This window comes from Blastococcus sp. SYSU D00868 (genome assembly GCF_054050575.1).
The window spans coordinates 1-25,522 of record NZ_JBJGZO010000013.1 but is presented as its reverse complement, the minus strand read 5'-3'; the positions used below and the strand labels follow the sequence as shown (position 1 = coordinate 25,522).

The window sequence follows — 25,522 nt, the reverse complement described above, 5'->3', positions numbered from 1 at the left end:
CGGGTGGTGCGAGGGGTTACTCGGCCGCGCGCCGGCGCCGGCCGGCGAGGACCAGGCCGCCGCCGACCGCGAGGGCGGCGAGGCCGCCGATCGCCGGGACGGCGATGTCGGCGCCGGTGTAGGCGAGGCCGCCCGAGCCGGTCGGGCCGCCGACGGTGATGGCCTGCGTCAGGTAGCGCGGGTTGCCGTCGGCGTCGACGCCGGCCGCCACCAGGGTGTGGCTGCCCGCGGCCAGGCCGGCCGGCAGCTTGCCGGTGAAGGTGAAGGCGCCGTTCGCGTCGGCCTCGACGGTGCCCAGCACGGTCGGGGACGAGTAGACGAGCACGGTCACGGTGGAGAAGGGCGCGTAGCCCGAGCCCGACACCGTGATGGTCTGCCCCTGGGTCACCGAGCCGGTGGAGAAACCCGAGGTCCCGAGCGCGCCGTTCGAGGTGGGGACGGTGGCCGGGAAGGGGATCGCGCCGGTCATGACGGCGTCGGAGCCCTCGCCGGCGTTGCCCTGGCTGTCCACGGCGAAGACGACGACGCTGTAGTCGACGCCGGACTGCACGCCGGTGACGACGCAGCTGAGGACGTCGGCCGCGGTCTCACAGACCTCGCCGCCCATCTCGCCGGTCCCCATGCCGATGACGTAGCCGGCGACCGGGAAGGTGCCCGCGACGGTCGGGGCGGTCCAGGTGACGCGGACCGAGGGGGACGTCGTCGTCACGGCGACGTCCCCCGGGGCGCCGACCGGCGCGTACGGCACGCCGGAGACCGCGGAGGTCGCGGCGCCGGCGCCGCCCTCCTGGCTGACCCCGCGGACCTTGACGTCGTACGTCGAGCCGTTGGTCAGGCCCGTGAGGGTGAAGGTCCGGTCCGCGCTGTACTCGACCTGCGTCGTGGTGACCGGGGTCCAGGCGCCGTTGCCCAGCTGGTACTCCCAGCTGTCGGCGTCCGTGCCGTTCGGGTCGGTGGCCCAGGTGGGCGTGAACCGGACGCCGAGGCTGCCGTTGCCGCCCTCGGCGGTCAGGCCGGTCGGCGCCAGCGGCGCGAGCACCGGCGCGACGACCTCGCACGGCGAGACGACGGCCGACACGAAGCCGGTGCCGAACCACTCGCCGACGGCCCCGGTCAGGCCGGCGTCCGAGGGCTGGAAGGAGGTCACGCCGCCGCCGGCGCCGCCGCCCACGCCGGCGCCGTCGCCGCCCGCCGCGCTGATGGACAGGCCGCCGGGCCCGGTCACCGTGGTCGCGCCGCCACCGCCGCCGTCGCCGCCGATCACGGTGTCGTCGCCGTCGACGACGTCGGCGCCGTCCCCGCCCTGCGCCCCGGTGCCGCCGGTACCGCCGGCGCCGCCGCCGTCCACGGGGTCACCGGCCCCGCCGGCGCCGCCGACGGAGAAGGTGTACGTGCCGGCGGGGGCGGCGGTCGTGCCGGTCACCTCGTCGGCGTAGGTGACGTCGGCGGCGGAGTCCGTCTCGGTGCTGTAGCCGCCCTCGCCACCGACGACGAGCCAGTCGATGTCGCAGTAGCCGGCGGGGACGTCGAACTCGCCGTCGGCCCAGGCCCAGGTGTCGTCGGCGCTGTCGGCGTCGGAGGTGAAGTAGAGGTAGGGCAGCTCCTCGGGGGCCGCCGAGGCGACGCCGCCGAGGCTGAGCACGGTGGTGGACATGGCGATCGCGCCGACGGCCGCGAGGCCGAGCGCGCGCCGGGACGGTGGTGCGAGGTGCACGGGAACTCCCCGGGGTGGGCCCGGTTCGCGCCGGGCTCGCTGACCCGGTGCCCCGGGCGTCGCGCAGACGGGACCACGCGGGCACCCCGCGACACGCCCCGCCACACGGCCCGGAACGCGTGGGGCGCCGCGTGACCGGATCGAGACCCGGCGGACGAAAGCGCAGGTCAGCGACAGGGGAAAACGTGCCGGAACTCGACGAACCGGCTCCCGCCGGTTGTCGGGATCAGTTCAGTCCGTTCGCGTTCCGCGCCCGGACGACGTCCTCCCTCGCCGTGGCGCGTCCTCCCCCACCGCAGCGCGTCCTCCCTCACGGTCCGCGGTGAGGGAGGACACGCCATGATCAGGTGAGCTGATCGTGGCAGGGGCGGATCGGGGCCGGCTCAGCGCAGCTTCGCCCCCGAGATCGTCCGCGCGATGACCAGCCGCTGGATCTCCGACGTCCCCTCGAAGATCGTGTAGATCTTGGCGTCGCGGGCCATCCGCTCGACCGGGTAGTCGCGGGTGTAGCCGTTGCCGCCGAGGATCTGCATCGCCTTCTCGGTCACCCGGACGGCGGTCTCGCCGGCGACGAGCTTGGACATCGAGCCCTCGGCGGCGGTGAACCGCTCGCCGACCCGCGCCATCCACGCCGCCCGCCAGACCAGCAGCCGGGCGGCGTCGATCGACGTCTTCATGTCGGCGAGCATGAAGGCGACGGCCTGGTTCTCGACGATCGGCCGGCCGAACTGCACCCGCTGGCCGGCGTACTCCAGCGCGTACTCGTAGGCCGCCCGGGCCACGCCGACCGCCTGGGCCCCGACGGCGGGGCGGGTGCGCTCGAACGTCGCCATCGACGGCTGCGTGCGGCCGGTGCGGGCCCCCTCGCGGGCACGGGCGAGCCGCTCGTCGAGCCGCTCCCGGCCGCCGAGCAGGCAGTCGGCGGGCACGCGGCAGTCCTCCAGCACGACCTCGGCGGTGTGCGAGGCGCGGATGCCGTGCTTGAGGAACTTCTGCCCCTGCGAGAGCCCCGGCGTGCCCGGCGGGACGACGAAGCTGGCGTGCCCGCGGGCCCCGAGCCCGGGGTCGACGACCGCGTTGACCACGTGCACGTCGGCGATGCCGCCGTTGGTCGCCCACGTCTTGGTGCCGTTGAGCACCCACTCCCCGGTCGCCTCGTCCAGGACGGCGCGGGTGCGCATCGCGCCGACGTCGGACCCGGCGTCGGGCTCCGAGGAGCAGAACGCGGCGACCTTCGGCTCGGCCTCCGTGCCGAACATCGCCGGGATCCACGTGCCGACCTGCTCGTCGGTGCCGTTGGCCCGCACCGACGCCGCGGCCAGCGTCGTGCCGACGATGGCCAGCCCGATCCCGGCGTCACCCCAGAAGAGCTCCTCCATGGTGAGCGGGATGCCGAGGCCCGACTCGTCGAACCACTGGGTGGCGAAGAAGTCCAGCGAGTAGAGCCCGATCTTCGCGGCCTCCTGGAGCACCGGCCACGGGAAGGCCTCCCGCTCGTCGTACTCGGCCGCCGCGGGGCGGACGACGTCGGCGGCGAACTGGTGCACCCACTTCTGCAGCTCGACCTGGTCCGGGGTGAGGTCGAAGGACACGGGCATGCGGGAGGTCTCCTCGGTCGGGGTGGCTCAGAGCGGGCGGACGGTGCCGAACAGGTGCTCGGTGCCGGCCCGCGCGTTGCGGACGGCGACGTCCCAGCCGCCGTCGCGCGGCGCGGTGGCCAGGGTGACCGTCGAGGGGAGGAACAGCGGCTTGCGGAAGCCGACGTCCACCGCGACGGCGTCGGGCAGCCGGCCGGACAGCGCCGCCACGGCGCGCGCCTTGACCCACATGCCGTGCGCGATGGCGCGCTTGAAGCCGAACGCCTTGGCGGCCAGCCCGGAGAGGTGGATCGGGTTCACGTCGCCGGAGACGGCGGCGTAGCGGCGGCCGGCGTCGTCGGGCACCCGCCAGGTGATGGCGCCGGGCGGCAGCTCGGCCACCTCGACGTCCACGTCGGCCGCGGGCGCGCCCTCGGGGGCCGCGGCGCCGCGGGCGAGGTAGGTCGACCGGCCGCGCCACACCTCCGCGCCGCCGGCCGAGACCGAGGCGCACAGGTCCACCGTCGCGCCGCTGCGGTGCCGGGCGAACCGCTCGGCCCGGACCTCCAGGTCGAGCTCCTCCCCCAGGCCGACCGGACGCAGCTGCTCCACCCGGTTGCGCATGTGCACCAGCCCGGGCAGGGCCAGCGGGAACGAGCGGTCGCTCATCAGCGCCACCTGCAGCGGGAACGTCAGGACGTGCGGGAAGGTCACCGGCAGCGCGTCGGCCAGCGGGAACCGGCACACCCGGGCGTAGGCGGCGACCTGGGCGGGGTCGACAGCGACCCCGCGGCGGGCCAGCCGGGTGTCCGGCAGGTCGCCGCCGCGGCCGCGGGCGGTCAGCGCGGCCCGGGCGAACAGCGCCGCCATGTTCGGCGGCGCGTCGAGGACGGTCGGCTCGGGGGACGACACGGCCGTCACGCGCCCAGCATCGACTGGCCGCAGACCCGCACGACCTGGCCGTTGACGCCGGCGCTGCCCGGCTGGGCGAGCCAGGCGATCGTCTCGGCGACGTCCACCGGCAGGCCGCCCTGCTGCAGCGAGTTGATCCGCGAGCCGACCTCCCGGGTGCCGAACGGCATCTTCGCGGTCATCTCGGTGACGATGAAGCCGGGCGCCACGGCGTTGATCGTGGCGCCGCGCTCGGCGAACGCCGGGGCCCACGCCCGGACCATGCCGATGATCCCGGCCTTGCTCGCCGCGTAGTTGGTCTGGCCGCGGTTGCCGGCGATGCCCGACTGCGAGCTGACGCAGACGACCCGGGCGTCGGGGCGGAGCAGCCCGTCGGCGGCCAGCAGCGCCTCGGTGATGTCCAGCTGGGCCTGGAGGTTGACCGCCATGACCGTGTTCCACCGGTCGGCGTCCATGTTGACCAGCAGCTTGTCGCGGGTGATCCCGGCGTTGTGGACGACGACGTCGACCCCGCCGTGCCGCTCGCGCAGGTGCTCCACGAGCCGGGCCGGCGCGTCGGCGGCGGTGATGTCGAGCTGGAACGCCGTCCCGCCGATCTCGTTGGCGACCTCGGCCAGCGACTGCCCGGCCGCCGGGACGTCGACGGCGACGACGTGCGCGCCGTCGCGGGCCAGCACGCGGGCGATCGCCGCGCCGATGCCGCGGGCCGCGCCGGTGACGACGGCGACCTCGCCGGCGAGCGGCCGCTCGGCGTCGCCGTCGGCGGGCACGTCGGCCGCGGCGAGGGTGAGCACCTGCCCGTCGACGTAGGCCGACCGGCCGGAGAGGAAGAACCGCACCGGCGAGGCGGCCGACGCCTCGGCGCCCTCGGGCACGAAGACCAGGTTCGCCGTCGACCCGTTCAGCAGCTCCTTGCCGATCGACCGGACCAGGCCGTCGAGGGCCTGCCGGGCCGCGGCGGTGGCCGGGGTGTCGGCCGCCGCCGGCGGGTCGGCCAGGACCAGCACGCGGCCGGACGGGCGCAGCCGCTTCACGGCCGGGGCGAGGAAGGCGTGCGCGCCGGCCAGCTGGCCGGGGCCGGTCAGGCCGGTCGCGTCGAGCAGCACGGCGGCCGGCTTCTCGCCGTCCGGGTCCACCGCGTCCAGCAGGGGGACGCCGGCGTCGGCCAGCACCCGGGTGAGGGTGTCGCGGAGCCGGCCGGCGCCGGCCGAGCCGAGCACCACCGGCCCGGACAGCAGCGGCTCCCCCGGCTCGTAGCGGCGCAGCACGGCCGGCCGGGGCAGGCCCAGCTGCTTGGTGATCGTCGTGCCGACGCCGGAGTTGGCGAAGTCGCGGTACCAGTCGCTCACGGGAGGTCGTCCTTCCGGGGACGGGGCGACGTGGCACTCCTGCACCGTGCAGAAGTGCCACGTTGCACGTGGAACGTCGGGGAGGTGGGGTCAGGACTCGAGGATCGCGACGACGCCCTGGCCGCCGGCCGCGCAGATCGAGATCAGCCCGCGCTTGCCGGGGCCGGCCTCGTGCAGCGTCTTGGCCAGGCTCGCGACGATCCGGCCGCCGGTCGCGGCGAACGGGTGCCCGGCCGCCAGCGACGAGCCGTGCACGTTGAGCCTCGACCGGTCGATCGCGCCCAGCGGGGCGTCCAGGCCCAGCCGCTCCTTGCAGAAGCTCGGGTCCTCCCAGGCCTTCATCGTGGCCAGCACGGTGGAGGCGAACGCCTCGTGGATCTCGTAGAAGTCGAAGTCCTGCAGCGTCAGCCCCTGGCGGGCCAGCATCACCGGCACCGCGTAGGCCGGCGCCATGAGCAGGCCCTCGCCGCCGTGCACGTAGTCGACCGCCGCGGTCTGGGCGTCCACCAGGTGGGCCAGCACGGGCAGCCCGCGCTCGGCGGCCCACTCGTCGGAGGCCAGCAGGACGGCGGAGGCGCCGTCGGTCAGCGGCGTCGAGTTGCCCGCCGTCATGGTCGCGTCCGGCCCGTCGCCGAACACCGGCTTCAGCTTCGCGAGCTTCTCCATCGAGGAGTCCGGCCGCAGGTTCTGGTCGCGGGTGAGCCCCAGGTAGGGGGTGACCAGGTCGTCGAAGAAGCCGCGGTCGTAGGCGGCGGCCAGGTTCCGGTGCGAGCGGACGGTGAGCTCGTCCTGCTCCTCCCGCCCGATCTCCCACTCCTTGGCGGTGATCGCCGCGTGGTCGCCCATCGCCAGGCCCGTGCGCGGCTCGGCGTTGCGCGGGATCTCCGGCGCCAGCTGGCCGGGGCGCAGGCCGCGCAGGGCCTTGAGCCGGTCGCCGAGCGTCTTGGCCGAGTTCAGCGCGATGAGCACCCGCCGCAGGTCCTCGTTGACCGCCAGGGGCGCGTCGGAGGTGGTGTCGGTGCCGCCGGCGATGCCGGACTCGATCTGGCCCAGGGCGATCTTGTTGGCGACGAGGATCGCGGCCTCCAGCCCGGTGCCGCACGCTTGCTGGACGTCGTAGGCCGGCGTGGCGGCCGACAGCCGCGAGCCGAGCACGGCCTCGCGGGTGAGGTTGAAGTCGCGGCTGTGCTTGAGGACGGCGCCGGCGACCACCTCGCCCACCTGCTGGCCCTGCAGGCCGAAGCGCGCGACCAGGCCGTCGAGGGTCGCGGTGAGCATGTCCTGGTTGGACGCCTGCGCGTACGTGGAGTTGGACCGGGCGAACGGGATCCGGTTGCCGCCGACGATCGCGGCCTTGCGAGTGCTCGCCATGGGGACCTCCGGGGTCGAGGGTGGTCTCGCGTTGCTAGGTACTCAGAGTACCCAGTACCTTGGGTTACATGAAAGCCGAGGCGGTGAGAGGCACGTCGCAGCAGAAGATCGCCCAGAGCGGCGGGCGCCGCGAGTCGGGCGCCGGCGCCACCGCCATGCGCGACCGGCGCGACTCGCGCTGGGACGAGCACCGGCGGGCCCGCCGCGAGCAGCTGGTCGACGCCACGCTGGCCGCCGTCGCCCGGCACGGCGCCGGCGTCGGCATGGACGAGATCGCCGCCGCGGCCGGCACCAGCAAGACCGTCGTCTACCGGCACTTCGCCGACCGCGGCGAGCTGTACGTCGCGGTCTGCAACCGGGTCGCCGGGCAGCTGACCGCGAAGCTGCGGGAGGCCATGGCCAGCAGCAGCGACCCGCGGGCGATGGTCAGCGCCGCGATCGAGACCTACCTGGCGTTCCTCGAGGCCGACCCCGAGCTCTACCGGTTCGTCGTCCGGCACCCGCTGCTCGACCGCCCCGTCGACGCCGACCCGATCACCACGCTGTCCGACCTCGTCGGCGGGCAGGCCGCCGCCCTCGTGGCCGCCGCGCTGACCGCCGCCGGCCGCGACCCGGCGCCCGCGCAGCCCTGGGGCCACGGGCTGGTCGGCCTGGTCCGCGCGGCCGCCGACTGGTGGCTGGCCGCCGACCGCCCCATGCTCCGGGCGGATCTCGCCGCCCACCTCACCGAACTCGCCTGGGCCGGCCTCGCCGGCGTGCTCCCGGGCACCCGTCCCGCCGACCCGCGCCCCGCCGTCCCCGAGGCCCTCGTCATCGATCACCAGGAGGACCAGTGACCCAGTCCCTGCCCCGCACCGTCGACCCGGCCAGCCTGCAGGAGGTGCTCGACGGACGCTGGTCGCACGTGCGCCGCGACGCCCGCGAGCAGCTCGGCGACCCCGAGTACGCGCCCGTCTACGGCGAGACGATGCAGCAGGCCCGCGACCGGATCACCCGGCTGGCCGGCAAGCTGGCCGGCACCGGGCGGGTCGGCCTGGGCTTCCCCAAGCAGTACGGCGGGGAGGCCGACGCCGGCGGCTCGGTCACCTCGATCGAGATGCTCGCCTTCGGCGACCTGTCGCTGATGGTCAAGGCCGGAGTCCAGTGGGGGCTGTTCGGCGGCGCCGTGCAGCTGCTCGGCACCGAGCGGCACCACGACGCGTACCTGCGCGACATCATGAGCTTCGACCTGCCCGGCTGCTTCGCGATGACCGAGACCGGGCACGGCTCCGACGTCCAGCAGCTGCGCACCACCTGCACGTACGACCCCGAGACGCAGACCTTCGACCTGCACACCCCGCACGAGGCCGCGCGCAAGGACTACATCGGCAACGCGGCGAAGGACGGCCGGATGGCCGTCGTCTTCGCCCAGCTGGTCACCCGCGGCGAGAACCACGGGGTGCACGCCTGGCTGGTGCCGATCCGCGACGCCGAGGGCAACCCGGTGCCGGGCGTGACCATCGGGGACGACGGCCCGAAGGCCGGCCTGCTCGGCGTGGACAACGGGCGGCTGAGCTTCGACCACGTGACCGTCCCGCGCGACATGCTGCTGGACCGGTACGGGCAGGTGGCCGCCGACGGCACCTACACCTCGGCGATCGAGAACGAGACGCGCCGCTTCTTCACGATGCTCGGCACGCTGGTCCGCGGCCGGGTCAGCGTCGGCGGCTCGGCCGGGTCGGCGACCAAGATGGCGCTGGACATCGCCGTCCGCTACGGCGAGGTGCGCCGCCAGTTCGCCGCGCCGGGCCGCGACCGCGAGATCGTGATCAACGACTACCTGGTGCATCAGCGCAAGCTGCTGCCGGCGCTGGCCACCTCCTACGCGCTGCACTTCGCGCAGGAGGAGCTGGTCGGCACCATGCACGACGTGCAGACCGCGGTGCACGAGCACGGCGAGGAGGTCGACGAGGCCGCGCAGCGCGAGCTGGAGTCCCGCGCCGCCGGGCTCAAGGTCGCCAACACCTGGCACGCCACCCGCACCATCCAGATGTGCCGCGAGGCCCTGGGCGGCGCCGGGTACCTGGCCGAGAACCGGCTGCCGCAGCTCAAGGCCGACACCGACGTCTTCAGCACGTTCGAGGGCGACAACACGGTGCTGCTGCAACTGGTGGCCAAGGGCCTGCTGACCGGCTACCGCGACACCTTCGGCTCGTTGGACGGCTGGGGCAAGGTGTCGTTCTTCGCCGACCTGGTGCGCGAGACGGTCCTGGAGCGGACGGCGGCCCGCGGGCTCATCGCCCGGCTGGTCGACGCGGTGCCCGGCCGGGACGACGACGTCCCGCTGCTGGACCGCGGCTGGCAGCTGAAGATGTTCGAGTTCCGCGAGAAGCACACCCTCGAGGGCGCGATCCGGCGGCTGCGGAAGAACTCCGAGACCGAGGGCATGGAGCCCTTCGACATGTTCAACGACGTGCAGGACCACGTGCTGCGCACCGCGCAGACGCACATCGACCGGATCGTGCTCGAGGCCTTCGTCGCCGGCGTCGAGCGGGCCACCGACCCCGACGCGCAGGCGCTGCTGTCGGCGGTCTGCGACCTGTACGCGCTGACCACCATCGAGGCGGACAAGGGCTGGTTCCTCGAGCACGGGCAGCTCACCCCGTCGCGGTCGAAGGCGCTGACCGCGACGGTGAACCAGCTGCTCAAGGAGCTGCGGCCGCACCTGGTCACGCTGGTCGACGGCTTCGCCATCCCGGCGGCGTGGAAGAACGCGGCCGTGCTCGAGGAGGAGGCCGGCCGGCAGGAGGCCATGGCCGCCCGCGACGCCGAGCTGCGCGCCGCCACCGGCAGCACGCCGCCCGGCGACACTGCGACCTCGGTCGACGTCCCGCCCGGCCAGTGAGAAGGACCCCCCTGCCCCCCGACGCTCGCGCGCTCGCGCCGGGACCCTGCCGGGGGGGCCACGCTCAGGGCTGGATGTTCTGGTTGCCGCGGAAGGTGTTGTCCGGGTCGAACCGGCGCTTCACCTGCTGCAACCGCAGGTAGTTGGCCTCGCCGTAGGCCGCCCGGATCCGGTCCTGCCCCTCGGCGCCGATGAAGTTCAGGTACGTGCCGCCGTTGGTGTAGCGGGCGACGTCGCGGCGGAAGGCGCGCACCCACTCCACGTTGGCGGCGTCCTCGGCCGGGTCGGCCCAGGTGGCGAACGGGTGGGTCACCCACCGGGCCGAGCGGTGGCTCAGCGGGGTCGCGTCGTCCGGCACCCGGGCGATCGCCCCGCCCCACGCGACCATGAGCTGCTGGGTCAGCGGGGAGACCCGGTCGGAGCCGTACTTGACGAAGATCTCGACGGCGTCGTCGGGCATGGCGTCGTGGTAGTCCCCGCTCCAGTACTGCCGCAGCCCGGGCGGGTCGTCGATGAGGCACTGGAAGTCGGCGTACGGCATCGCCCCGACCAGGTCGGCCTCCGGCCGCAGGTCCCGGAAGCGCTGGGCCGCCTCGAGCCCCTCCTCGACGTCCCCGGCCCACATCAGGGCGACCGCGGCCACCGTGCGGCCCTGCAGGTGCAGGGGCACGAAGGGCTCCGGCGGCCCGGTGAGGAACACCAGGGCGGTGCCGAAGCGCTCGTCCGCGGTCTCCATGACGTCGCGGTAGGCCAGCGCCACGTCGCGGCCGGCGCTGCCCGGCCACAGCAGCAGCCCGGCGAGGACGGTCGGGCCGAGCGGGTGCAGGTCGAAGGTGAAGGACGTCGCCACCCCGAAGTTGCCGCCGCCGCCGTGCAGCGCCCAGAACAGCTCCGGCTCCTCCGTGGCGCTGGCGGTGACCCGCTCCCCGGACGCCGTCACCAGGTCGACCGACCGCAGGTTGTCGCAGCTCAGGCCGTGCAGCCGCTCCAGCCAGCCCGAGCCGCCGCCGAGGGTCAGCCCGGCCACGCCGGTCGTGGACACCCGCCCGCCCGTGGTGGCCAGCCCGTGCTCCTGGGTGGCCCGGTCGAACCGGCCCCAGGTGACGCCGGCGCCGACGGTCGCCGTCCGCGCCTCCGGGTCGACCCGGACCTCCTCCATCGGACGGACGTCGATCACCAGGCCGCCGTCGTTGACGCTGAAGCCGGCCACCGAGTGGCCGCCCGCCCGGACGGCGACCGCCAGCCCCTCCGCCCGCGCGAGGCGCAGGGCGTCGGCGACGTCGTCGGCCGTCGCGCACCGGGCGATCACCGCAGGCCGCCGGTCGATCCCCGCGTTGAACAGCGTGCGCAGCTCGTCGTAGCGCCCGTCGGTCGGTCGGATGAGTTCCATCGTGGGTCCCCTCGGGTCTCCTCCCCCGCTCCGGACGGCGGCACGCTCCTCCCCCCGCCGGGCGAGCCACCAGGGCAGGAGTGCCCGACTGCGCCGGGCGGGTGGGGAGGATGACGGGGTGAGCACCCTGGCCGCCGCCGCGGAGACCCTGCGGGTGCCGCAGGCGGTCGACCTGGCCGCGATCGTCGTCGGGGCGCTGACCGGCGGGCTGCTCGCCGCCCGGGAGGGCTTCGCCGTCTCCGGCGTCCTGCTGCTGGCCGTCAGCGGCGGGCTGGGCGGCGGGCTGATCCGCGACGTGCTGCTGGCCGAGGGGCCGCCGGTCGCGCTGACCAACGAGGCCTACCTGCCCACCGTGGCGATCACCGCGATGGTCACGTTCTTCTTCTCCGGCTGGCTGGCGCGGCTGACCGGCCTGCTCGTCGTCCTCGACGCGGTCACGCTCGGCTTCTTCACCGTGATCGGCGCGCAGAAGGCGCAGCTCGCCGGCCTGCCCAGCGCCTCGGTGGTGTTCATCGGCACGCTGACGGCGGTCGGCGGCGCGGTGATCCGCGACATGCTGCTGGCCCAGCGGGCCGACATCGTCCAGCCCGGCCCGTACAACGCCGTCGCCGCGCTGATCGGGGCGGCCGCGCTCACCGTCCTCGCCGGCCCGGCCGGGCTGCCGCCGATCACCGTCGCCGTCCTGGTCATCGTCCTGGTGGCGGCGCTGCGGGTGCTGTCGGTGTGGCGCGGCTGGGAGGCGCCGGTCGCGGTGGACCTGCCGCACCGGGCCCGCACCCACCTGGGCCGCATCCGCTGGCGGCGGCGGGGAGGGCCGGGACGCGGGCGCCGCGGCGCTCGGTGAGGATGGGCCGCATGCCCGACCGCGCGCACGACCTCGTCGTCTACGGGGCCTCCGGCTTCGTGGGCGAGCTGCTGGCCGCCTATCTCGCCCGCACCGCACCGGCGGACCTGCGGATCGCCCTCGCCGGCCGGTCGGCCGACCGGCTGGCCGCCGTCCGCTCCCGGCTGCCGGAGGCCGCGCGCGACTGGCCGCTGGTGGCCGCCGACTCGACCGACCCCGCGGCCCTGGCCGCGCTCGCCGAGGGCACCCGGGTGCTGGCGACGACGGTCGGGCCCTACGCCCGCTACGGCCTGCCCGTCGTCGAGGCCTGCGCCCGCGCCGGCACGCACTACGCCGACCTCACCGGCGAGGTGCTGTTCCACCGCGACGCCATCGACCGCGCCGACGCCCCGGCCCGCGAGACCGGCGCGCGGATCGTGCACTCCTGCGGCTACGACTCCATCCCGTCGGACCTGTCGGTGTCCCTGCTGGCCGAGCGGGCGCGGGCCGACGGCGCGGGCGGCCTGACCGACGTCCGGCTGGTGGCCGCCGCCCGGGGTGGGTTCAGCGGCGGCACCATCGACTCGATGCGGGCCCAGGTCGAGGCGGTCGGCCGGGACCGGTCGCTGCGCCGGGTGGTCGGCGACCCGTACGCGCTGAGCCCCGACCGGGCCGCCGAGCCGGACACGCGGCAGCCCCCGGCTGCCGCGCCCCCGGCCCGCGGCGCCGACGGCCGCTGGACCGCGCCGTTCGTCATGGCCTCGTACAACACCCGGGTCGTGCGGCGCAGCAACGCGCTGCAGGACTGGGCGTACGGGCGGGGACTGCGCTACGGCGAGGTGATGACCACCGGCCGCGGCGTCACGGGCGCGGCGACGGCGGTCGGGATGACGGCGGGGCTGGCCGGTGCGCTGGCCGCGATGTCCTTCGGGCCGACCCGCGCGCTGCTGGACCGGGTGCTGCCGGCGCCGGGCACCGGGCCCGACGAGGCCGCCCGCGAGCGCGGCTGGTTCCGCATGGTGGTGGACGCGCGGACCGAGTCCGGCCGCCGCTACCGGGCGACCGCGGCCGGGACGGGCGACCCTGGCTACGCGGCGACGGCGGTGATGCTCGGCGAGAGCGCGCTGGCCCTCGCCCTGGACGGCGACCGGCTGCCCGACCGGGCCGGCTCGCTCACCCCGGCCACCGCGCTGGGCGGCGTCCTGGTCGACCGCCTCCGCGCGGCGGGTCACACGTACGAGGTCACCGCGGACTGAGCGGCGTCCCCCTCGGCGGCGTCCCACCCTCACCGGGACTCGTCCTGAGCGGCGTCCCCCTCGGCGGCGTCCCACCCTCACCGGGACTCGTCCTCCCTCACCGCAGCGCGTCCTGCCTCACCGTCCACCGTGAGGGAGGACGCGCCACGATCAGGGGACCTGATCCCAGCTCAACCCAGGCGGAGGGCCAGCAGGGCGACGTCGTCCTCGGCGTCGGGCAGGAACAGCCGCTGCAGCACCCGGTCGCACAGCTGCTCCAGCGGCAAGTCGGCGGCCTCCTCGAGGACGGCGACCAGCTGCGCGGTGCCGGTGTCCAGGTCCCGGTCGCGGCGCTCGACCAGGCCGTCGGTGTGCAGCAGCACGGTGCTGCCGGCCTCCAGAACCTCGGCCCGGTCGGTCCGCGGCGTCGTCGGGTCCACGCCGAGCAGCAGCTCGCCGGGCAGGTCGAGCAGGCGCACCCGGCCGTCCGGGGAGACGACCAGCGGCGGCGGGTGCCCGGCGTCGGACCAGCGCAGCAGCACCTGCCCCTCGGGCAGGTCGGCCGGGTGCTCCAGCCGGGCCACCAGCGCCGTCGCCATGACCTCGGGCGCCAGCCCGGCGAGGGCGCGGTCCAGCCGGGTCAGCACCTGCGCCGGGGAGGCGCCGCTGGAGTGGCTGATGCCCCGCAGCAGGCTGCGGACCTGGCCCATCGCGGCGGCGGCGTGCCGGTCGTGGCCGACGACGTCGCCGATCGCGAGCACCGTCGTCCCGTCCTCCTGGCGGAAGGCGTCGTACCAGTCGCCGCCGATCTCGGCGCCGGCCGCGGCGGGCACGTAGCGCACCACGATCCGGCAGCCGGGCACCTCCGGCGGGGCGGTGAGCATGCTGTGCTGCAGGGCGTCGGCGAGGTCGCGCTGCTGGGCGTAGAGCCGCGCCGAGTGCAGCGCCAGCCCCGCCCGGCGGCCCACCTCGACCGCCGCCGCCACCTCCGCGCCGGTGTGCGGGCCGCGCTCGGGGCCGTTGAACAGGCCGAGCGCGCCGATGGTCCGCCCGCGGGCGGTCAGCGGGACGACGACGCCGCCCTCCAGCTCCAGCCGCTCCAGCGCCGCCCGCGCCGCCTCGTCCGGCAGCGCCCGCCGGATCCGCTCGGCGTCGATGTGCGGCAGCACCAGCGGCCGGCCGGTGCGGGTGACGATCCGCGCGGTCGCCTCGTCCGACATCACCGCGACCATCGCGTGCACGTAGTCGGCCAGGTGGCCGGTGCGGGCCCGGTCCCGGTGCGCCGAGGCGAGCTCCTCCATGCGGCCCTGCCCGTCGGTGACCACCAGCCAGCACCAGTCGCCCAGCGTCGGCACGACGATCTCGGCCAGCCGGTCGACCTGCCGGGAGATGTCCACGTCGCCGGAGAGCACCTGGCCGACGTCGGCCAGCAGCTGCAGCCGCCGGTTGGCCGCGTCCCGCTCGGCGTCGGCCCGCATCCGGGAGACGCTGAGCGCGATCTGCGCCGCGAGGCCCTCGAGCAGCTCGACGTCGGTCGGGGTGAACGCGTGCGGGGTCTCCCAGACGACGACGAAGCTGCCGAGCAGCCGCCCCTCGACCCGCAGCGGCAGCGAGGCCAGCGCCTCGGTGCCCAGGACGTCGTTGATCTCGGTCAGCCGCGGGAAGCGCGCCTCGGCGGCGCCGCGGTCGGCGAACAGCAGCCGCTCGCCGGTGCGGGCCGAGCGGCCGGTGGGCAGGTCGTCGTCGGTGGGCAGGACGACGCCCTCGGTGGGCAGCTGCACGTCCGCCGCGACGGCGACGGTGTCGACCAGCCGGCGGGTCAGGTGCAGCCGCAGGGCGCCGTCGCCCTCCCGGACGGTGAGGCCGCTGGCCGAGGCGCCGAGCACGGCGGCGCCGCGCAGGGCGACCTCGACCAGGTCGGGGATCGCGGTGACGTTGGCCATCTGGGCGGCCACCTCGGCGACCGCGGCGGCCCGCTGGACGGCGGCCATCCGCCGCTCGGCCTCCGCGCGCGCCTCGGTGACGTCGACGATCGTGCCGATCATCCGGATCCGGTGGCCGCGGACGTCGCGGACCACCCGGCCGCGGGACACCGTCCAGCGCACCGACCCGTCGGTGCGCAGCACCCGCGACTCCAGCGCGTACTCGCCGGTGCCGGCGTCCGCCCGCTCCATCGCCTCGCGGACCGCGGCGACGTCGTCGGGGTGCACCCGGGAGATCAGCACGTCCTCGAGGTCGGCGTCGGACAGGGCGCTGTCCAGGCCGAACACCGCCGCGCACCGCTCGTCCCACGACACCCCGCCGGTGCGCAGGTCGCGCTCCCAGATCCCGATCCCGCTGGCCTCGAGCGCGACCTCCAGCCGGGCGGACGTGGTGCCGATCGCCGAGCGGGCGGCGGAGAGCTCCAGCTCGGCGACGACCGAGGCGGCCAGCTGCTGGAGCAGGGCGGCGTCGTCGTCGGTCCATCCGCGGGCCGTCTCGTCGTAGACCGCGAGGACGCCGACGACCAGCCCGGACGCCGACACCAGCGGCACGCCCAGGTAGGCGGCCACCTCGCCGGAGGTGACCGCGGGCAGGTGCGCCACGCGCGGGTCGGCGGCGGCCTCGCTGACCACGAGCGGCTGCGCGCGGCGGACGGTCAGCGCCGACAGCTCCCCGGTGAGCTGCGCCCGCCCGCCGACGACGCCCGGCGGCAGGCCGTGGCCGCCGACGACGGTGTCGTGGTCGGTGAAGAGGGTGACCTTGGCGTGCCCGGCGCCCAGCAGCCGCGCGGCCAGGCCGGAGAGCCGGTCGAACGCCGCCGGCCCCGGGACCTCGAGGAACAGCCGCCGCGCGGCGGCGATCCGGTGCGGGTCGAGCAGCGGATCGGGGGGTCCGGGGACATCGAGGGACGCCGGGCCGGCCACGGCTCCTCCTCGGTGCGCCCGCCGCGGCCGCCCCCCGGCCGCGAGTCGCACCATGCTGACACGCTCCTCTGGACCCGGACCGTCCGACATGCACCCGGCCCTCCCCCGCTGGGGGTGGCCATCCGGTCACGGTGTCAACCCGGGCGGCGCCCCGCCCGATGTGACCCCCATGACGGCGATCCGCACCCGCAGCAGCGTGCTGCCCGACTGCCGTCCCCTGCTGGCCGACCCCGACGACCTCACGCTGGTGTTCCAGCCGATAGTCGACCTGGCCGGAGCGCGGGTGGCCGGTTACGAGGCCCTCGCCCGGTTCCCCGGCACCGCCTCGCCCGCGGTCTGGTTCGCCGCCGCGCACGACGCCGGCATCGGCCCGGAGCTGGAGGCCCTGGCGCTGCACAAGGCGCTGGCCGCGCGCGCCGACCTGCCGCCCGACACGTTCCTCACCGTCAACGTCAGCCCGCACCTGCTCTCCTCGCCGGTGGTCCGGGCGGCGCTGCACTCGGTCCCGGACCTGCGGCGGGTGGTCGTCGAGCTCACCGAGCACGCCGTCGTCGACGACGTCGCGGCGCTGCGCCGCCAGGTCGACGTCCTGCGGGCACGGGGCGCCCTCATCGCCCTCGACGACGCCGGCAGCGGCTACTCGGGTCTGCAGGTGCTGACCACGGTGCGCCCGCAGCTGGTGAAGCTCGACCGCTCGCTGGTCAGCGACGTGGACGGCGACCCTGCGCGGCTGGCCCTGGCCGAGATGGTGGGCGACTTCGCCGGCCGGATCGACGCCTGGCTGCTGGCCGAGGGCATCGAGACGCAGGCCGAGCTCGCCGCCTTCGCCCGGCTGGGCACCCCGCTGGCCCAGGGCTGGCTGCTGGGCCGCCCGGCGCCGGAGTTCCGGCCGCTGGCACCGGAGGTGGCGGGGCTGGTCCGCGCACACACCGCCCGCGCCCGGCTGGGCGACAGCGTGGCCGGACTGGTGCGACCCGTGCGCCAGGTGACCGTGGACGACGCGGGGCCCGCCGTCCCGCCCGCCGTCCTGGTCGCCGACGACGGCGAGCCGCGCGCGCTGCGGCTGGGCGACCCGCGGACCGGTGAGGGTTACACCGCGCCCGTCTCCCTGCGGGTCCCGCCCGACGCCGACACCCGGCAGACCCTGCAGCGGGCCCTCACCCGGCCGCCCGCCCAGCGCTTCGACCCCGTCGTCTGCACCGACGCGACCGGCGCCGTCGTCGGCCTGCTCCGGGTCGACGACCTGGCCGCGGCCGTCGCCCGGCCCTGACCGACCGAGCCCCCGCCCCTCGGCTCCGGGGCCGGCACGCCCCGGACCAGCACGCCACCCGCCACCCTGGAGGACCCCGTGAAGACCTTCGCCTGCGGCGACATCATCCCCGGCTGCGGCGCCACGTTCACCGCCGCCGACGAGGAGGGCATCCTGGCGCAGACCCGCCGGCACGCCGTCGAGGCGCACGGCATGGCCGAGCCCGGCACCGACAGCGACGGCCCGGTGCGCGCCCACATCCGCGACGCCGCCTGAGCCGGCGGAGTTCCGTCGGCGTGATGACGACGGAACTCCTCCGGCTCACGCCGAGGCGTCGGTCAGCAGGGCGCGCTGCTCGTCGGTCAGCCGCAGGTCGAGCATCGGCAGCAGGTCGGCCAGCTGCTCGACCGAGCGGCCGCTGGCGATCGGCGCCGTGACGGTCGGCTGGTCGGCCAGCCAGCGCAGCGCCACCGCGGCCTGGGTGACGCCGTGCGCGTCCGCGACCTGCCGCAGCCCGTCCAGCACCCGGTCGCCGCGCTCCCCCACGTACGCGGCCGCGCCCCTCGCGCGCGGCGAGTCGACCCGATCCCCCGCCCGGTACTTGCCGGTGAGGAAGCCCTTGGCCAGCCCGAAGTAGGGGAAGCAGCCCAGGTCCGCGGCGGCGACGACGTCGCGCAGGTCGTCCTCGTACCCCGCCCGCTCCACCAGGTTGTAGTGCGGCTGCAGCGCCACGTAGCCGGTGGCCCCGATCCGCTTGGCGGTGTCCAGCGCCTCGGTCAGCCGCGCCGCGGAGTGGTTCGACGCCGCGGCGTACCGGACCTTGCCGGCCTGCACGAGGTCCTCGAACGCCTGCAGCGTCTCCTCCAGCGGCGTGCTCTCGTCGTCGTAGTGGGCGTAGTAGACGTCGATCCGGTCGGTGCGCAGGTTGGTCAGCGACCGCTCGGCCGCGGCGCGGATCTCCGCCGCCGACAGCGGGTGCTCCTTGCGGCCGGGCGAGGCCTTGGTCGCCACCACGACCCGGTCGCGGCGCCCGTCGTCGGCCAGCCAGGCGCCGAGGATCTGCTCGGAGCGGCCGTCGCCGTACATCTCGGCGGTGTCGACCATCGGCGCCTGGGTGCTGGGCACCGCGTCGACGAAGCGGTCGAGCAGGGCGCGCGACGTCGGCTCGTCCGCCGTCCACCCGAAGACGTTGGCACCGAGGCACAGATCGCTGACGACGAGGTCGGTCCGGGGGAGCTGAGGCACCTCCCCACCGTAGGTCGGGGGGCCCGGCCGCGCGCTGGGACTGCTGTGACCTGCGGGGCGGCGCCACCCCCACAGTGGCGGGATTCCGGGGTGACATGGCAACGTGCGCCCCCGGTCCGCCACTCCCGGCCCGCCCGGCGAGGAGACGGAACCGTCCGTACCGACGGGCGCCGGCCACCGGCGCCGTTCCACCACCATCCGAGAGGACCCTTCGTGAACAAGGCCGAACTCGTCTCCGCCATCGCCAAGCGCGCCGACGTCCCCTCCTCGACCGTCGACTCGGTGCTCGCCGGGCTCCAGGAGGAGCTGGTCGACGCGATCACCCGCGGCGAGAAGGTCGCCGTCTCCGGCCTGCTGACCGTCGAGCGCACCCAGCGCTCCGCCCGCACGGGCCGCAACCCGCAGACCGGCGAGTCGATCGAGATCCCGGCCGCCAACACGGTCAAGGTGACCGCCGGCTCGAACCTGAAGAAGGCCGCGAGCAACGTCCCGGTCTGACGACCGTGATCGGCCGGTTGCTCGGCCACGATCAGGTGACCTGATCATGCTGCGTCCTCCCTCACCGTGTGCGGTGAGGGAGGACGCGCTGCAGTGAGGGAGGACGACGGCGTGACGGGACTGGCGGTGGACACCGACCCCGCCGAGGTGGGCCTCGACCCCGCCCGGCTGACCCGGCTGGACCGCCGGCTGGCGCGGTTCGTCGACGAGGGCCGGATGCCCGGCTTCCTCGTGACGGTGGCCCGGCACGGCCGGCTGGCCCACGTGGGCCGGTACGGGCACCGGGACGTCGAGCGCGGCCTGCCGGTCACCGACGACACCCGCTGGCGCATCTACTCGATGACCAAGCCGGTCACCTCGGTCGCGGCGATGGCGCTGTACGAGGAGGGCGCCTTCCAGCTGACCGACCCGATCAGCCGCTGGCTGCCGGAGTTCGCCGACACCCGCGTGTACGTGGCCGGCTCGGCCGCCAGGCCGGTGACCGCGCCGCTGATGGAGCCGATCCGGGTGTGGCACCTGCTCACCCACACCTCGGGCCTGACCTACGGCTTCCACGAGGCGCACCCGGTCGACGCGATGTACCGCGCCGCCGAGCACGGCTTCGGCACGCCCGCGGGCGCGGACTCCGCCGAGGTCTGCCGGCAGTGGGCGGAGCTGCCGCTGGTCTTCCAGCCCGGGACCGAGTGGAACTACGGCGTCTCCACCGACGTCCTCGGCCGGCTGGTCGAGCTCTGGGGCGGCGCGCCGTTGGACGAGGTGTTCGCCGAGCGGGTGTTCGGCCCGCTGGGCATGACGCAGACGTCGTTCGGGCTGCGGGAGGACGACGACCCGGACTCGCTGGCCCGCCTCTACGGCGCCGTCCCCGGGGAGCCGGACGACGGCCCCTCGACGACGTACGCCCCGCTGGACGCGGCCGGGGCCGCGGCGCACCGCCGTCCGGCGTTCCTCTCCGGCGGCGGCGGGCTGGTCTCCACCGCCGGCGACTACCTGCGCTTCGTCGAGTGCCTGCGCCGCGGCGGGGCGTACGACGGCGGCCGGGTGCTGGGCGCGCGGACGCTGGCGCACATGGTCCGCAACCACCTGCCCGGCGGGCAGGACCTGGAGACCTTCGGCCGCCCGCTGTACGCCGAGACGCCGCTGCGCGGGGTGGGCTTCGGGCTGGGCTTCTCGATGGTGATCGACCCGGTCCGCTACGGCGCGGTCGCCAGCCCCGGCGAGTACAGCTGGGGCGGGGCGGCGTCCACGACGTTCTTCGTGGACCCGGTCGAGGACCTGACGGTCACCTTCTACACGCAGCTGCTGCCCTCGAGCACGCTGCCGGTCCGCCCGTACCTGCGCTCACTGGTCCACCAGGCGCTGGCCTGAGGAAGGACCCCCCTGCCCCCCACCACTCGCACGCTCGTGGTGGGCCCCTGCAGGGGGGCCGACGCCCTCCGGCCTACAGGTAGCGGCGGTAGACGACGGTGGCGACCATCGCCGGCTTGGTGCCGCCCTCGACCTCGATCGTCACGTCGATGTTCACCTGGACGCCGCCGTCGAACGGGGTGGCCGACGCGAGCGTCGCACCGGCCCGCACCCGGGCGCCCACCGGCACCGGCGAGGGGAAGCGCACCTTCTCGGTGCCGTAGTTGACCCCCATCCGGAAGCCCTGCATGTCGACGATCTCGGGCAGCAGCGACGGCACCAGCGACAGCGTCAGGTAGCCGTGCGCGATCGGCCCGCCGAAGGGGCTCTCCTTCTTCGCCCGCTCGGGGTCGACGTGGATCCACTGGTGGTCCCCGGTCGCGTCGGCGAACGTGTTCACCTGCTCCTGGGTGATCGTGACCCAGTCGCTGTAGCCCATGTGCTGGCCGACGAGACCCTGCACGCCCTCGATGCCCTCGACAACCGTCTGCGCCATCTGTCCTGTCCCCTCGAAGCCGGTCTGGTTGGCTGACTCCACCACACCGGCTCCGGCGAGGGAGGAACGGGTTGCTCCGCATCGGCGCGCTCGACGTGCCCGACGGCCACCTGGTCGTCATGGCGATCGTCAACCGCACCCCCGACTCGTTCTACGACCGCGGCGCCACCTACGAGCTGGCGCGCGCGGTGGAGCGGGTCGACCAGGTGGTCGCCGAGGGCGCGGACATGGTGGACGTCGGCGGGGTCAAGGCCGCGCCCGGCGAGGAGGTGGACGCCGCCGAGGAGATCCGCCGCACCGTCGACCTGGTCGCCGCCATCCGGGAGGCGCACCCGGCCCTGCCCATCTCGATCGACACCTGGCGGGCCGAGGTCGCCCGCGAGGTGCTGGCCGCCGGCGCCGACGTCGTCAACGACGCCTGGGGCGGGGTCGACCCGGAGCTGGCCGCCGTCGCCGCCGAGGCCGGCGCGGGGATCGTCTGCACGCACGCCGGCGGCCTGCCGCCGCGCACCCGCCCGCACCGGATCGCCTACGACGACGTCGTCGCCGACGTCGTCACCCGGACGACGGCGCTGGCCGAGGCCGCCGTCGCTGCCGGCGTCGACCGGGAGCGGGTGCTGATCGACCCCGGGCACGACTTCGGCAAGAACACCCGGCACTCGCTGGAGGCCACCCGCCGGCTCGGCGAGCTGGTCGACACGGGCTGGCCGGTGCTGGTCGCGCTGTCCAACAAGGACTTCGTCGGCGAGACCCTCGACGTCGTCCTCGAGCAGCGGCTGACCGGCACGCTGGCGGCCACCGCCGTCAGCGCGTGGCTGGGCGCTCGGGTGTTCCGCGCGCACGACGTGGCGCCCACCCGGCAGACGCTGGACATGGTCGCGTCCATCCGCGGCGACCGGCCGCCCGCCCGCACGGTCCGCGGCCTCGCCTGAGCACCTCTGAGACGGACCGGTCCCGCTTCCTGCCCGAGGCGGGCCGGGCCAGCATCGGCCTGCACTGTCGGAGTCGACGACGGAGGTGGGAGATGAGCGGACGGGTCGTGCACTTCGAGATCCCCTTCGACGACGGGGACCGCGCGCGGGCCTTCTACAAGGAGGCCTTCGGCTGGCAGGTGCAGGAGATGCCGGAGATGGGTTACACGCTGGTCATGACCGGCCCGAGCGGCGAGCAGGGGCCGAGCGAGCCCGGGTTCGTCAACGGCGGCATGCTCGCCCGCGAGCTGGCCGCCACGCCGGGGCCGGTGGTCGTGGTCGACGTGGAGAGCATCGACGTCGCGCTCGAGCGGATCGGCGAGCTGGGTGGCTCCACCGTCACGGGGAAGGTGCCGGTGGGTGACATGGGGTTCGCCGCCTACGTCCGCGACCCGGAGGGCAACGTCGTCGGCCTGTGGGAGACCGCGGCCCCGGCGGCCTGACCCGCGCCGGTCCGGGCCACGATCAGCCTCCCTGATCGTGGCGCGTCCTCCCTCACCGCACACCGTGAGGGAGGACGCCGCACGATCAGGTCACCTGATCCCGGCGGGACGGTGGCCGGCGGGCCGTCCTAGGTTGCCGGGCATGGCCGCCACCGGGTTCCACACCGCCGACGAGCTCAACGCCCTCCTCCCCGGCACGCTGCCGGGCCTGCTGGGGCTCACCGTCACCGCGCACGAGCCGGGGCGGCTGGAGGCGGCCCTCGACGTCCGCCCGGAGCTGCTGGCACCCAACGGCTACCTGCACGCCGCGAGCGTGATCGGGCTGGCCGACACCGCGTGCGGGCTGGCCACCCGCGCGCTGCTGCCCGAGGGCTCGACGGGCTTCACCACCATCGAGCTGAAGTCCAACTTCCTCGGCACGCTGCGGGAGGGCCGGCTGTCGTGCGTGGCGACCAACGCCCACGCCGGGCGGACGACGCAGGTCTGGGACGCCGTGGTCTCCGGCGGCGGCCGGTCGGTGGCGCTGTTCCGCTGCACCCAGTCGGTCCTCTGGCCCCGCTGAAGGACGCCGGGGGAACCCGGTGGCGCCGGGGATCGTCTGCGGTGTGAGACTGGCGCCACACCTGCACCGAGGAGGAGGCCACGTGGCCCTGAGCAGCCCGTATCCCGACGTCGAGATCCCGGACGTGTCCGTGCCGGAGTTCGTCCTGGCAGCAGGCCGGGAGCGGCCCGACGCGCCCGCGCTGATCGACGGGCTCAAGGGCGACACCATCACGCACGGTCAGCTCGCCGCCTACGTCGACCGGGTGGCGGCCAACCTGCACGCGCGCGGACTGCGCAAGGGCGACGTCGTCGCCGTCTTCTGCCCGAACACCCCGTGGTTCCCCGTGGTGTTCCACGGCATCGCCGCGGCCGGCTGCGTGATGTCGCCGATCAACTCGCTGTACACGCCCGAGGAGATCGCCTTCCAGCTGAAGGACTCGGGCGCGAAGGTCCTCATCACGATCTCGCTGTTCATGGACCGCGCCGGCGCCGCGGTCGAGAAGTCCCCGGTCGACGAGGTGATCGTCCTCGACGGCATGGAGGGCCACGCCGGGATGCTGGACCTGCTCGGCGGCGAGGCGCCGTCGGTGCAGGTCGACATCGACCCAGCGAACGACCTGGTGGCCCTGCCCTACTCCAGCGGCACCACCGGCCTGCCCAAGGGCGTCATGCTCACCCACCGCAACCTGGTGGCCAACGTGGCCCAGTGCCGGCCGCTGATCGCGCTGGGCGCCGACGAGCGGATCATCGCCGTCCTGCCGTTCTTCCACATCTACGGCCTGACCGTGCTGATGAACCAGGGCCTGGCCTGGGGCGGCGCGGTGGTGACCCTGCCGCGCTTCGACCTCGAGGACTTCCTGCGCACCATCCAGGACCAGAAGATCACCCGGGCGTTCGTCGCCCCGCCGATCCTGCTCGCGCTGGCCAAGCACCCGCTGGTCGACCAGTACGACCTGTCGTCGCTGACGTCGATCCTCTCCGGGGCCGCGCCGCTCGACGAGGGCCTGGCCAACGCCGCCCAGGAGCGGCTGCGCAAGGGCGACCCGAACGGCGTCACCGTGGCCCAGGGCTACGGCATGACCGAGCTGTCGCCGGTCTCGCACACCACGCCCGACCTCGGCCAGGAGCCGCCCGGCGTCAGCAGCGAGGTGCCGAAGGGCTCGGTGGGCTACGCGATCCCGAACACCGAGTGCCGGCTGGTCGACCCTGCCACCGGGCAGGACGCCGGCCCCGGCGAGAGCGGCGAGCTGTGGGTGCGCGGGCCGCAGGTGATGAAGGGCTACCTCAACAACGAGGAGGCCACCCGCAGCACCCTGGACGACGACGGCTGGCTGCACACCGGTGACGTCGCCGTGGTCGACGAGGCCGGCCGCTACACCGTCGTCGACCGGGTCAAGGAGCTCATCAAGTACAAGGGCTACCAGGTGGCGCCGGCCGAGCTCGAGGCCGTGCTCATCGGCCACCCGGAGATCGCCGACGCGGCGGTCATCGGCGTCAAGGAGGAGGAGAGCGGCGAGGAGCTGCCCAAGGCGTTCGTCGTCCGGTCGCCCGGCTCGGAGCTGTCCGAGGAGGCGGTCATGGCCTACATGACCGAGCGGGTGGCCCCGCACAAGAAGATCCGGTTCGTCGAGTTCATCGAGCAGGTGCCGAAGTCGGCTGCCGGCAAGATCCTCCGCAAGGACCTCAAGGCCCGGGCGTAGGACCGATCGCCGCGGGGGTCGCCGGTCCGGCGGCCCCCGTGGCGCGGCCGGACCGCCCTCGCGGGCTCACCCGCGCACCAGTTCCACGGTGCGCCGGTGGCGGTCCTCGCCGAGGCGCAGCGCCAGGCGCAGCCGCCACGAGCCGTCGCGCACGGCGGTCATCCGCTCGGCCGGCGACGCCGCGTCGAGGAACCACGGCACCACCGCCCGCGCCCGCCCCGTGCCGGCGCGGAACCGCCGCTCGCAGACCAGCGGCGAGGCACGCCAGCCGTGGTCGTGCGCCGGCACCTCGACGGCGTCGAGCCGGTCGGCCAGCGCCGCGCAGGCCAGCGCCAGGGCGGGCGCGCCGGCGCTCACGTCGTGCGCGAAGGTCGGCAGCGCGGCCCGCACCTCCTCGGCGGCCGCGCGGACGGCGTCGTCGGCCAGGCGGCCCGCCGCGGCCCCCACGCCGGCGAGCACGAGCCGGGTCAGGTCCCGAACGGCGCGCTGCCGCCCGCGGTCGCAGGGGTCGTCCAGCGCGATGCCGGTCAGGGCGTCGGCCAGCACTCGGGCGCCGCTGCGCAGGGCACGGACCTCGATCGGGCAGGCGGCGGCCGCGGCCGGGCCGCGCGTCGGCCGGGCGGGCGCGGCGGCGGCGGGGCGGGGCGGCAGGGGCGCGCGGTCGAGCACCACGTCCGGCGCGGTGGGGCGGGCGGTCAGCGTCGTCGTCATGGCGCAGACGGTGGCCCGGCCCGCTGGTGGGCCGCTTGCAGCGCGGTTGCAGGGTCGCCGGGAACCGTTCAGGTCGTCGTCCGGGGCCGGGGCGCCCCGGC

Annotated in this window: 22 protein-coding genes; 12 read left to right on the top strand and 10 right to left on the bottom strand. The window is 75.4% G+C overall.

Going from position 1 to position 25,522, the window contains the following annotated elements; translation table 11 throughout:
• Window positions 1–16 precede the first annotated feature (16 nt).
• From ACI79F_RS12965 to ACI79F_RS12945, 5 genes are all read right to left on the bottom strand, one after another.
• Window positions 17–1,714 (bottom strand): fibronectin type III domain-containing protein, encoded by a 1,698-nt coding sequence (locus ACI79F_RS12965; protein ID WP_456546057.1) that lies wholly within the window; start codon window positions 1,712–1,714, stop codon window positions 17–19.
• A 383-nt stretch (window positions 1,715–2,097) separates the two neighbouring features.
• The gene (locus tag ACI79F_RS12960; RefSeq protein ID WP_456546058.1) at window positions 2,098–3,312 is read right to left on the bottom strand and encodes an acyl-CoA dehydrogenase family protein; all 1,215 of its coding nucleotides are present in this window, start codon (window positions 3,310–3,312) and stop codon (window positions 2,098–2,100) included.
• 27 nt (window positions 3,313–3,339) lie between these two features.
• On the bottom strand, window positions 3,340–4,212 hold the full coding sequence (locus tag ACI79F_RS12955; protein WP_456546059.1) for a MaoC family dehydratase: 873 nt from the start codon (window positions 4,210–4,212) through the stop codon (window positions 3,340–3,342).
• Window positions 4,209–5,552, bottom strand: a complete 1,344-nt coding sequence (locus tag ACI79F_RS12950) for a 3-oxoacyl-ACP reductase (RefSeq protein ID WP_456546060.1) — start codon at window positions 5,550–5,552, stop codon at window positions 4,209–4,211. The genes ACI79F_RS12955 and ACI79F_RS12950 overlap by 4 nt, the downstream gene beginning before the upstream one ends.
• Before the next feature lie 90 nt (window positions 5,553–5,642).
• The gene (locus ACI79F_RS12945; protein ID WP_456546061.1) at window positions 5,643–6,923 is read right to left on the bottom strand and encodes an acetyl-CoA C-acetyltransferase; all 1,281 of its coding nucleotides are present in this window, start codon (window positions 6,921–6,923) and stop codon (window positions 5,643–5,645) included.
• A gap of 83 nt (window positions 6,924–7,006) precedes the next feature.
• Here ACI79F_RS12945 and ACI79F_RS12940 point away from each other — a divergent pair, with 83 nt between their 5' ends.
• Complete coding sequence (locus ACI79F_RS12940) at window positions 7,007–7,759, top strand: TetR family transcriptional regulator (RefSeq protein ID WP_456546062.1); 753 nt, start codon at window positions 7,007–7,009, stop codon at window positions 7,757–7,759.
• Window positions 7,756–9,807, top strand: a complete 2,052-nt coding sequence (locus ACI79F_RS12935; protein WP_456546063.1) for an acyl-CoA dehydrogenase family protein — start codon at window positions 7,756–7,758, stop codon at window positions 9,805–9,807. Before ACI79F_RS12940 ends, ACI79F_RS12935 begins: the two co-directional genes overlap by 4 nt.
• A 64-nt stretch (window positions 9,808–9,871) precedes the next feature.
• On the opposite strand, the gene ACI79F_RS12930 is transcribed toward ACI79F_RS12935, so the two are convergent.
• Window positions 9,872–11,197, bottom strand: a complete 1,326-nt coding sequence (locus tag ACI79F_RS12930; protein ID WP_456546064.1) for an FAD-binding oxidoreductase — start codon at window positions 11,195–11,197, stop codon at window positions 9,872–9,874.
• Between the two features lie 118 nt (window positions 11,198–11,315).
• On the opposite strand from ACI79F_RS12930, the gene ACI79F_RS12925 reads away from it, so the two are divergent.
• Window positions 11,316–12,041, top strand: a complete 726-nt coding sequence (locus tag ACI79F_RS12925) for a trimeric intracellular cation channel family protein (RefSeq protein ID WP_456546065.1) — start codon at window positions 11,316–11,318, stop codon at window positions 12,039–12,041.
• A gap of 11 nt (window positions 12,042–12,052) precedes the next feature.
• Window positions 12,053–13,276 (top strand): saccharopine dehydrogenase family protein, encoded by a 1,224-nt coding sequence (locus ACI79F_RS12920; protein ID WP_456546066.1) that lies wholly within the window; start codon window positions 12,053–12,055, stop codon window positions 13,274–13,276.
• A 170-nt stretch (window positions 13,277–13,446) separates the two neighbouring features.
• Here the strand turns inward: ACI79F_RS12920 and ACI79F_RS12915 are convergent, their stop codons facing one another.
• Window positions 13,447–16,161: a SpoIIE family protein phosphatase gene (locus tag ACI79F_RS12915; RefSeq protein ID WP_456546067.1), complete on the bottom strand. Its 2,715-nt coding sequence runs from the start codon at window positions 16,159–16,161 to the stop codon at window positions 13,447–13,449.
• 169 nt (window positions 16,162–16,330) lie between these two features.
• Here ACI79F_RS12915 and ACI79F_RS12910 point away from each other — a divergent pair, with 169 nt between their 5' ends.
• The gene (locus ACI79F_RS12910; RefSeq protein ID WP_456546068.1) at window positions 16,331–17,431 is read left to right on the top strand and encodes an EAL domain-containing protein; all 1,101 of its coding nucleotides are present in this window, start codon (window positions 16,331–16,333) and stop codon (window positions 17,429–17,431) included.
• Between the two features lie 78 nt (window positions 17,432–17,509).
• Window positions 17,510–17,686, top strand: coding sequence for a DUF1059 domain-containing protein (locus tag ACI79F_RS12905; RefSeq protein ID WP_456546069.1), 177 nt, complete (start codon window positions 17,510–17,512; stop codon window positions 17,684–17,686).
• 45 nt (window positions 17,687–17,731) lie between these two features.
• On the opposite strand, the gene ACI79F_RS12900 is transcribed toward ACI79F_RS12905, so the two are convergent.
• Window positions 17,732–18,655 (bottom strand): aldo/keto reductase, encoded by a 924-nt coding sequence (locus ACI79F_RS12900; RefSeq protein ID WP_456546070.1) that lies wholly within the window; start codon window positions 18,653–18,655, stop codon window positions 17,732–17,734.
• 213 nt (window positions 18,656–18,868) lie between these two features.
• On the opposite strand from ACI79F_RS12900, the gene ACI79F_RS12895 reads away from it, so the two are divergent.
• Both ACI79F_RS12895 and ACI79F_RS12890 read left to right on the top strand, forming a co-directional pair.
• On the top strand, window positions 18,869–19,153 hold the full coding sequence (locus ACI79F_RS12895) for an HU family DNA-binding protein (protein WP_456546071.1): 285 nt from the start codon (window positions 18,869–18,871) through the stop codon (window positions 19,151–19,153).
• A 111-nt stretch (window positions 19,154–19,264) separates the two neighbouring features.
• Window positions 19,265–20,518 carry a serine hydrolase domain-containing protein gene (locus ACI79F_RS12890; RefSeq protein ID WP_456546072.1) on the top strand — a complete coding sequence of 418 codons (1,254 nt, stop codon included), beginning with the start codon at window positions 19,265–19,267 and terminating at the stop codon, window positions 20,516–20,518.
• 73 nt (window positions 20,519–20,591) lie between these two features.
• On the opposite strand, the gene ACI79F_RS12885 is transcribed toward ACI79F_RS12890, so the two are convergent.
• Window positions 20,592–21,053, bottom strand: a complete 462-nt coding sequence (locus ACI79F_RS12885) for a MaoC family dehydratase (RefSeq protein ID WP_456546073.1) — start codon at window positions 21,051–21,053, stop codon at window positions 20,592–20,594.
• Between the two features lie 71 nt (window positions 21,054–21,124).
• Here ACI79F_RS12885 and folP point away from each other — a divergent pair, with 71 nt between their 5' ends.
• From folP to ACI79F_RS12865, 4 genes are all read left to right on the top strand, one after another.
• Window positions 21,125–21,985, top strand: a complete 861-nt coding sequence (gene folP, locus ACI79F_RS12880) for a dihydropteroate synthase (RefSeq protein ID WP_456546074.1) — start codon at window positions 21,125–21,127, stop codon at window positions 21,983–21,985.
• A 92-nt stretch (window positions 21,986–22,077) separates the two neighbouring features.
• On the top strand, window positions 22,078–22,467 hold the full coding sequence (locus tag ACI79F_RS12875) for a VOC family protein (protein WP_456546075.1): 390 nt from the start codon (window positions 22,078–22,080) through the stop codon (window positions 22,465–22,467).
• A 142-nt stretch (window positions 22,468–22,609) separates the two neighbouring features.
• On the top strand, window positions 22,610–23,029 hold the full coding sequence (locus ACI79F_RS12870; RefSeq protein WP_456546076.1) for a PaaI family thioesterase: 420 nt from the start codon (window positions 22,610–22,612) through the stop codon (window positions 23,027–23,029).
• Window positions 23,030–23,111: 82 nt separating this feature from the next.
• The gene (locus ACI79F_RS12865) at window positions 23,112–24,710 is read left to right on the top strand and encodes a 4-coumarate--CoA ligase family protein (protein WP_456546077.1); all 1,599 of its coding nucleotides are present in this window, start codon (window positions 23,112–23,114) and stop codon (window positions 24,708–24,710) included.
• Between the two features lie 66 nt (window positions 24,711–24,776).
• On the opposite strand, the gene ACI79F_RS12860 is transcribed toward ACI79F_RS12865, so the two are convergent.
• The gene (locus ACI79F_RS12860; protein ID WP_456546078.1) at window positions 24,777–25,421 is read right to left on the bottom strand and encodes a hypothetical protein; all 645 of its coding nucleotides are present in this window, start codon (window positions 25,419–25,421) and stop codon (window positions 24,777–24,779) included.
• Between the last annotated feature and the right edge of the window lie 101 nt (window positions 25,422–25,522).

Excerpts from the sequence above, each read along its gene's own strand:
- ACI79F_RS12930 (WP_456546064.1), bottom strand. The coding sequence starts at position 11,197 with ATGGAACTCATCCGACCGACCGACGGGCGCTACGACGAGCTGCGCACG.
- ACI79F_RS12870 (WP_456546076.1), top strand. The coding sequence starts at position 22,610 with ATGGCCGCCACCGGGTTCCACACCGCCGACGAGCTCAACGCCCTCCTC.
- ACI79F_RS12860 (WP_456546078.1), bottom strand. The coding sequence starts at position 25,421 with ATGACGACGACGCTGACCGCCCGCCCCACCGCGCCGGACGTGGTGCTC.
- ACI79F_RS12910 (WP_456546068.1), top strand. The coding sequence starts at position 16,331 with ATGACGGCGATCCGCACCCGCAGCAGCGTGCTGCCCGACTGCCGTCCC.
- ACI79F_RS12945 (WP_456546061.1), bottom strand. The coding sequence starts at position 6,923 with ATGGCGAGCACTCGCAAGGCCGCGATCGTCGGCGGCAACCGGATCCCG.
- ACI79F_RS12920 (WP_456546066.1), top strand. The coding sequence starts at position 12,053 with ATGCCCGACCGCGCGCACGACCTCGTCGTCTACGGGGCCTCCGGCTTC.
- ACI79F_RS12960 (WP_456546058.1), bottom strand. The coding sequence starts at position 3,312 with ATGCCCGTGTCCTTCGACCTCACCCCGGACCAGGTCGAGCTGCAGAAG.
- ACI79F_RS12875 (WP_456546075.1), top strand. The coding sequence starts at position 22,078 with ATGAGCGGACGGGTCGTGCACTTCGAGATCCCCTTCGACGACGGGGAC.
- ACI79F_RS12885 (WP_456546073.1), bottom strand. The coding sequence starts at position 21,053 with ATGGCGCAGACGGTTGTCGAGGGCATCGAGGGCGTGCAGGGTCTCGTC.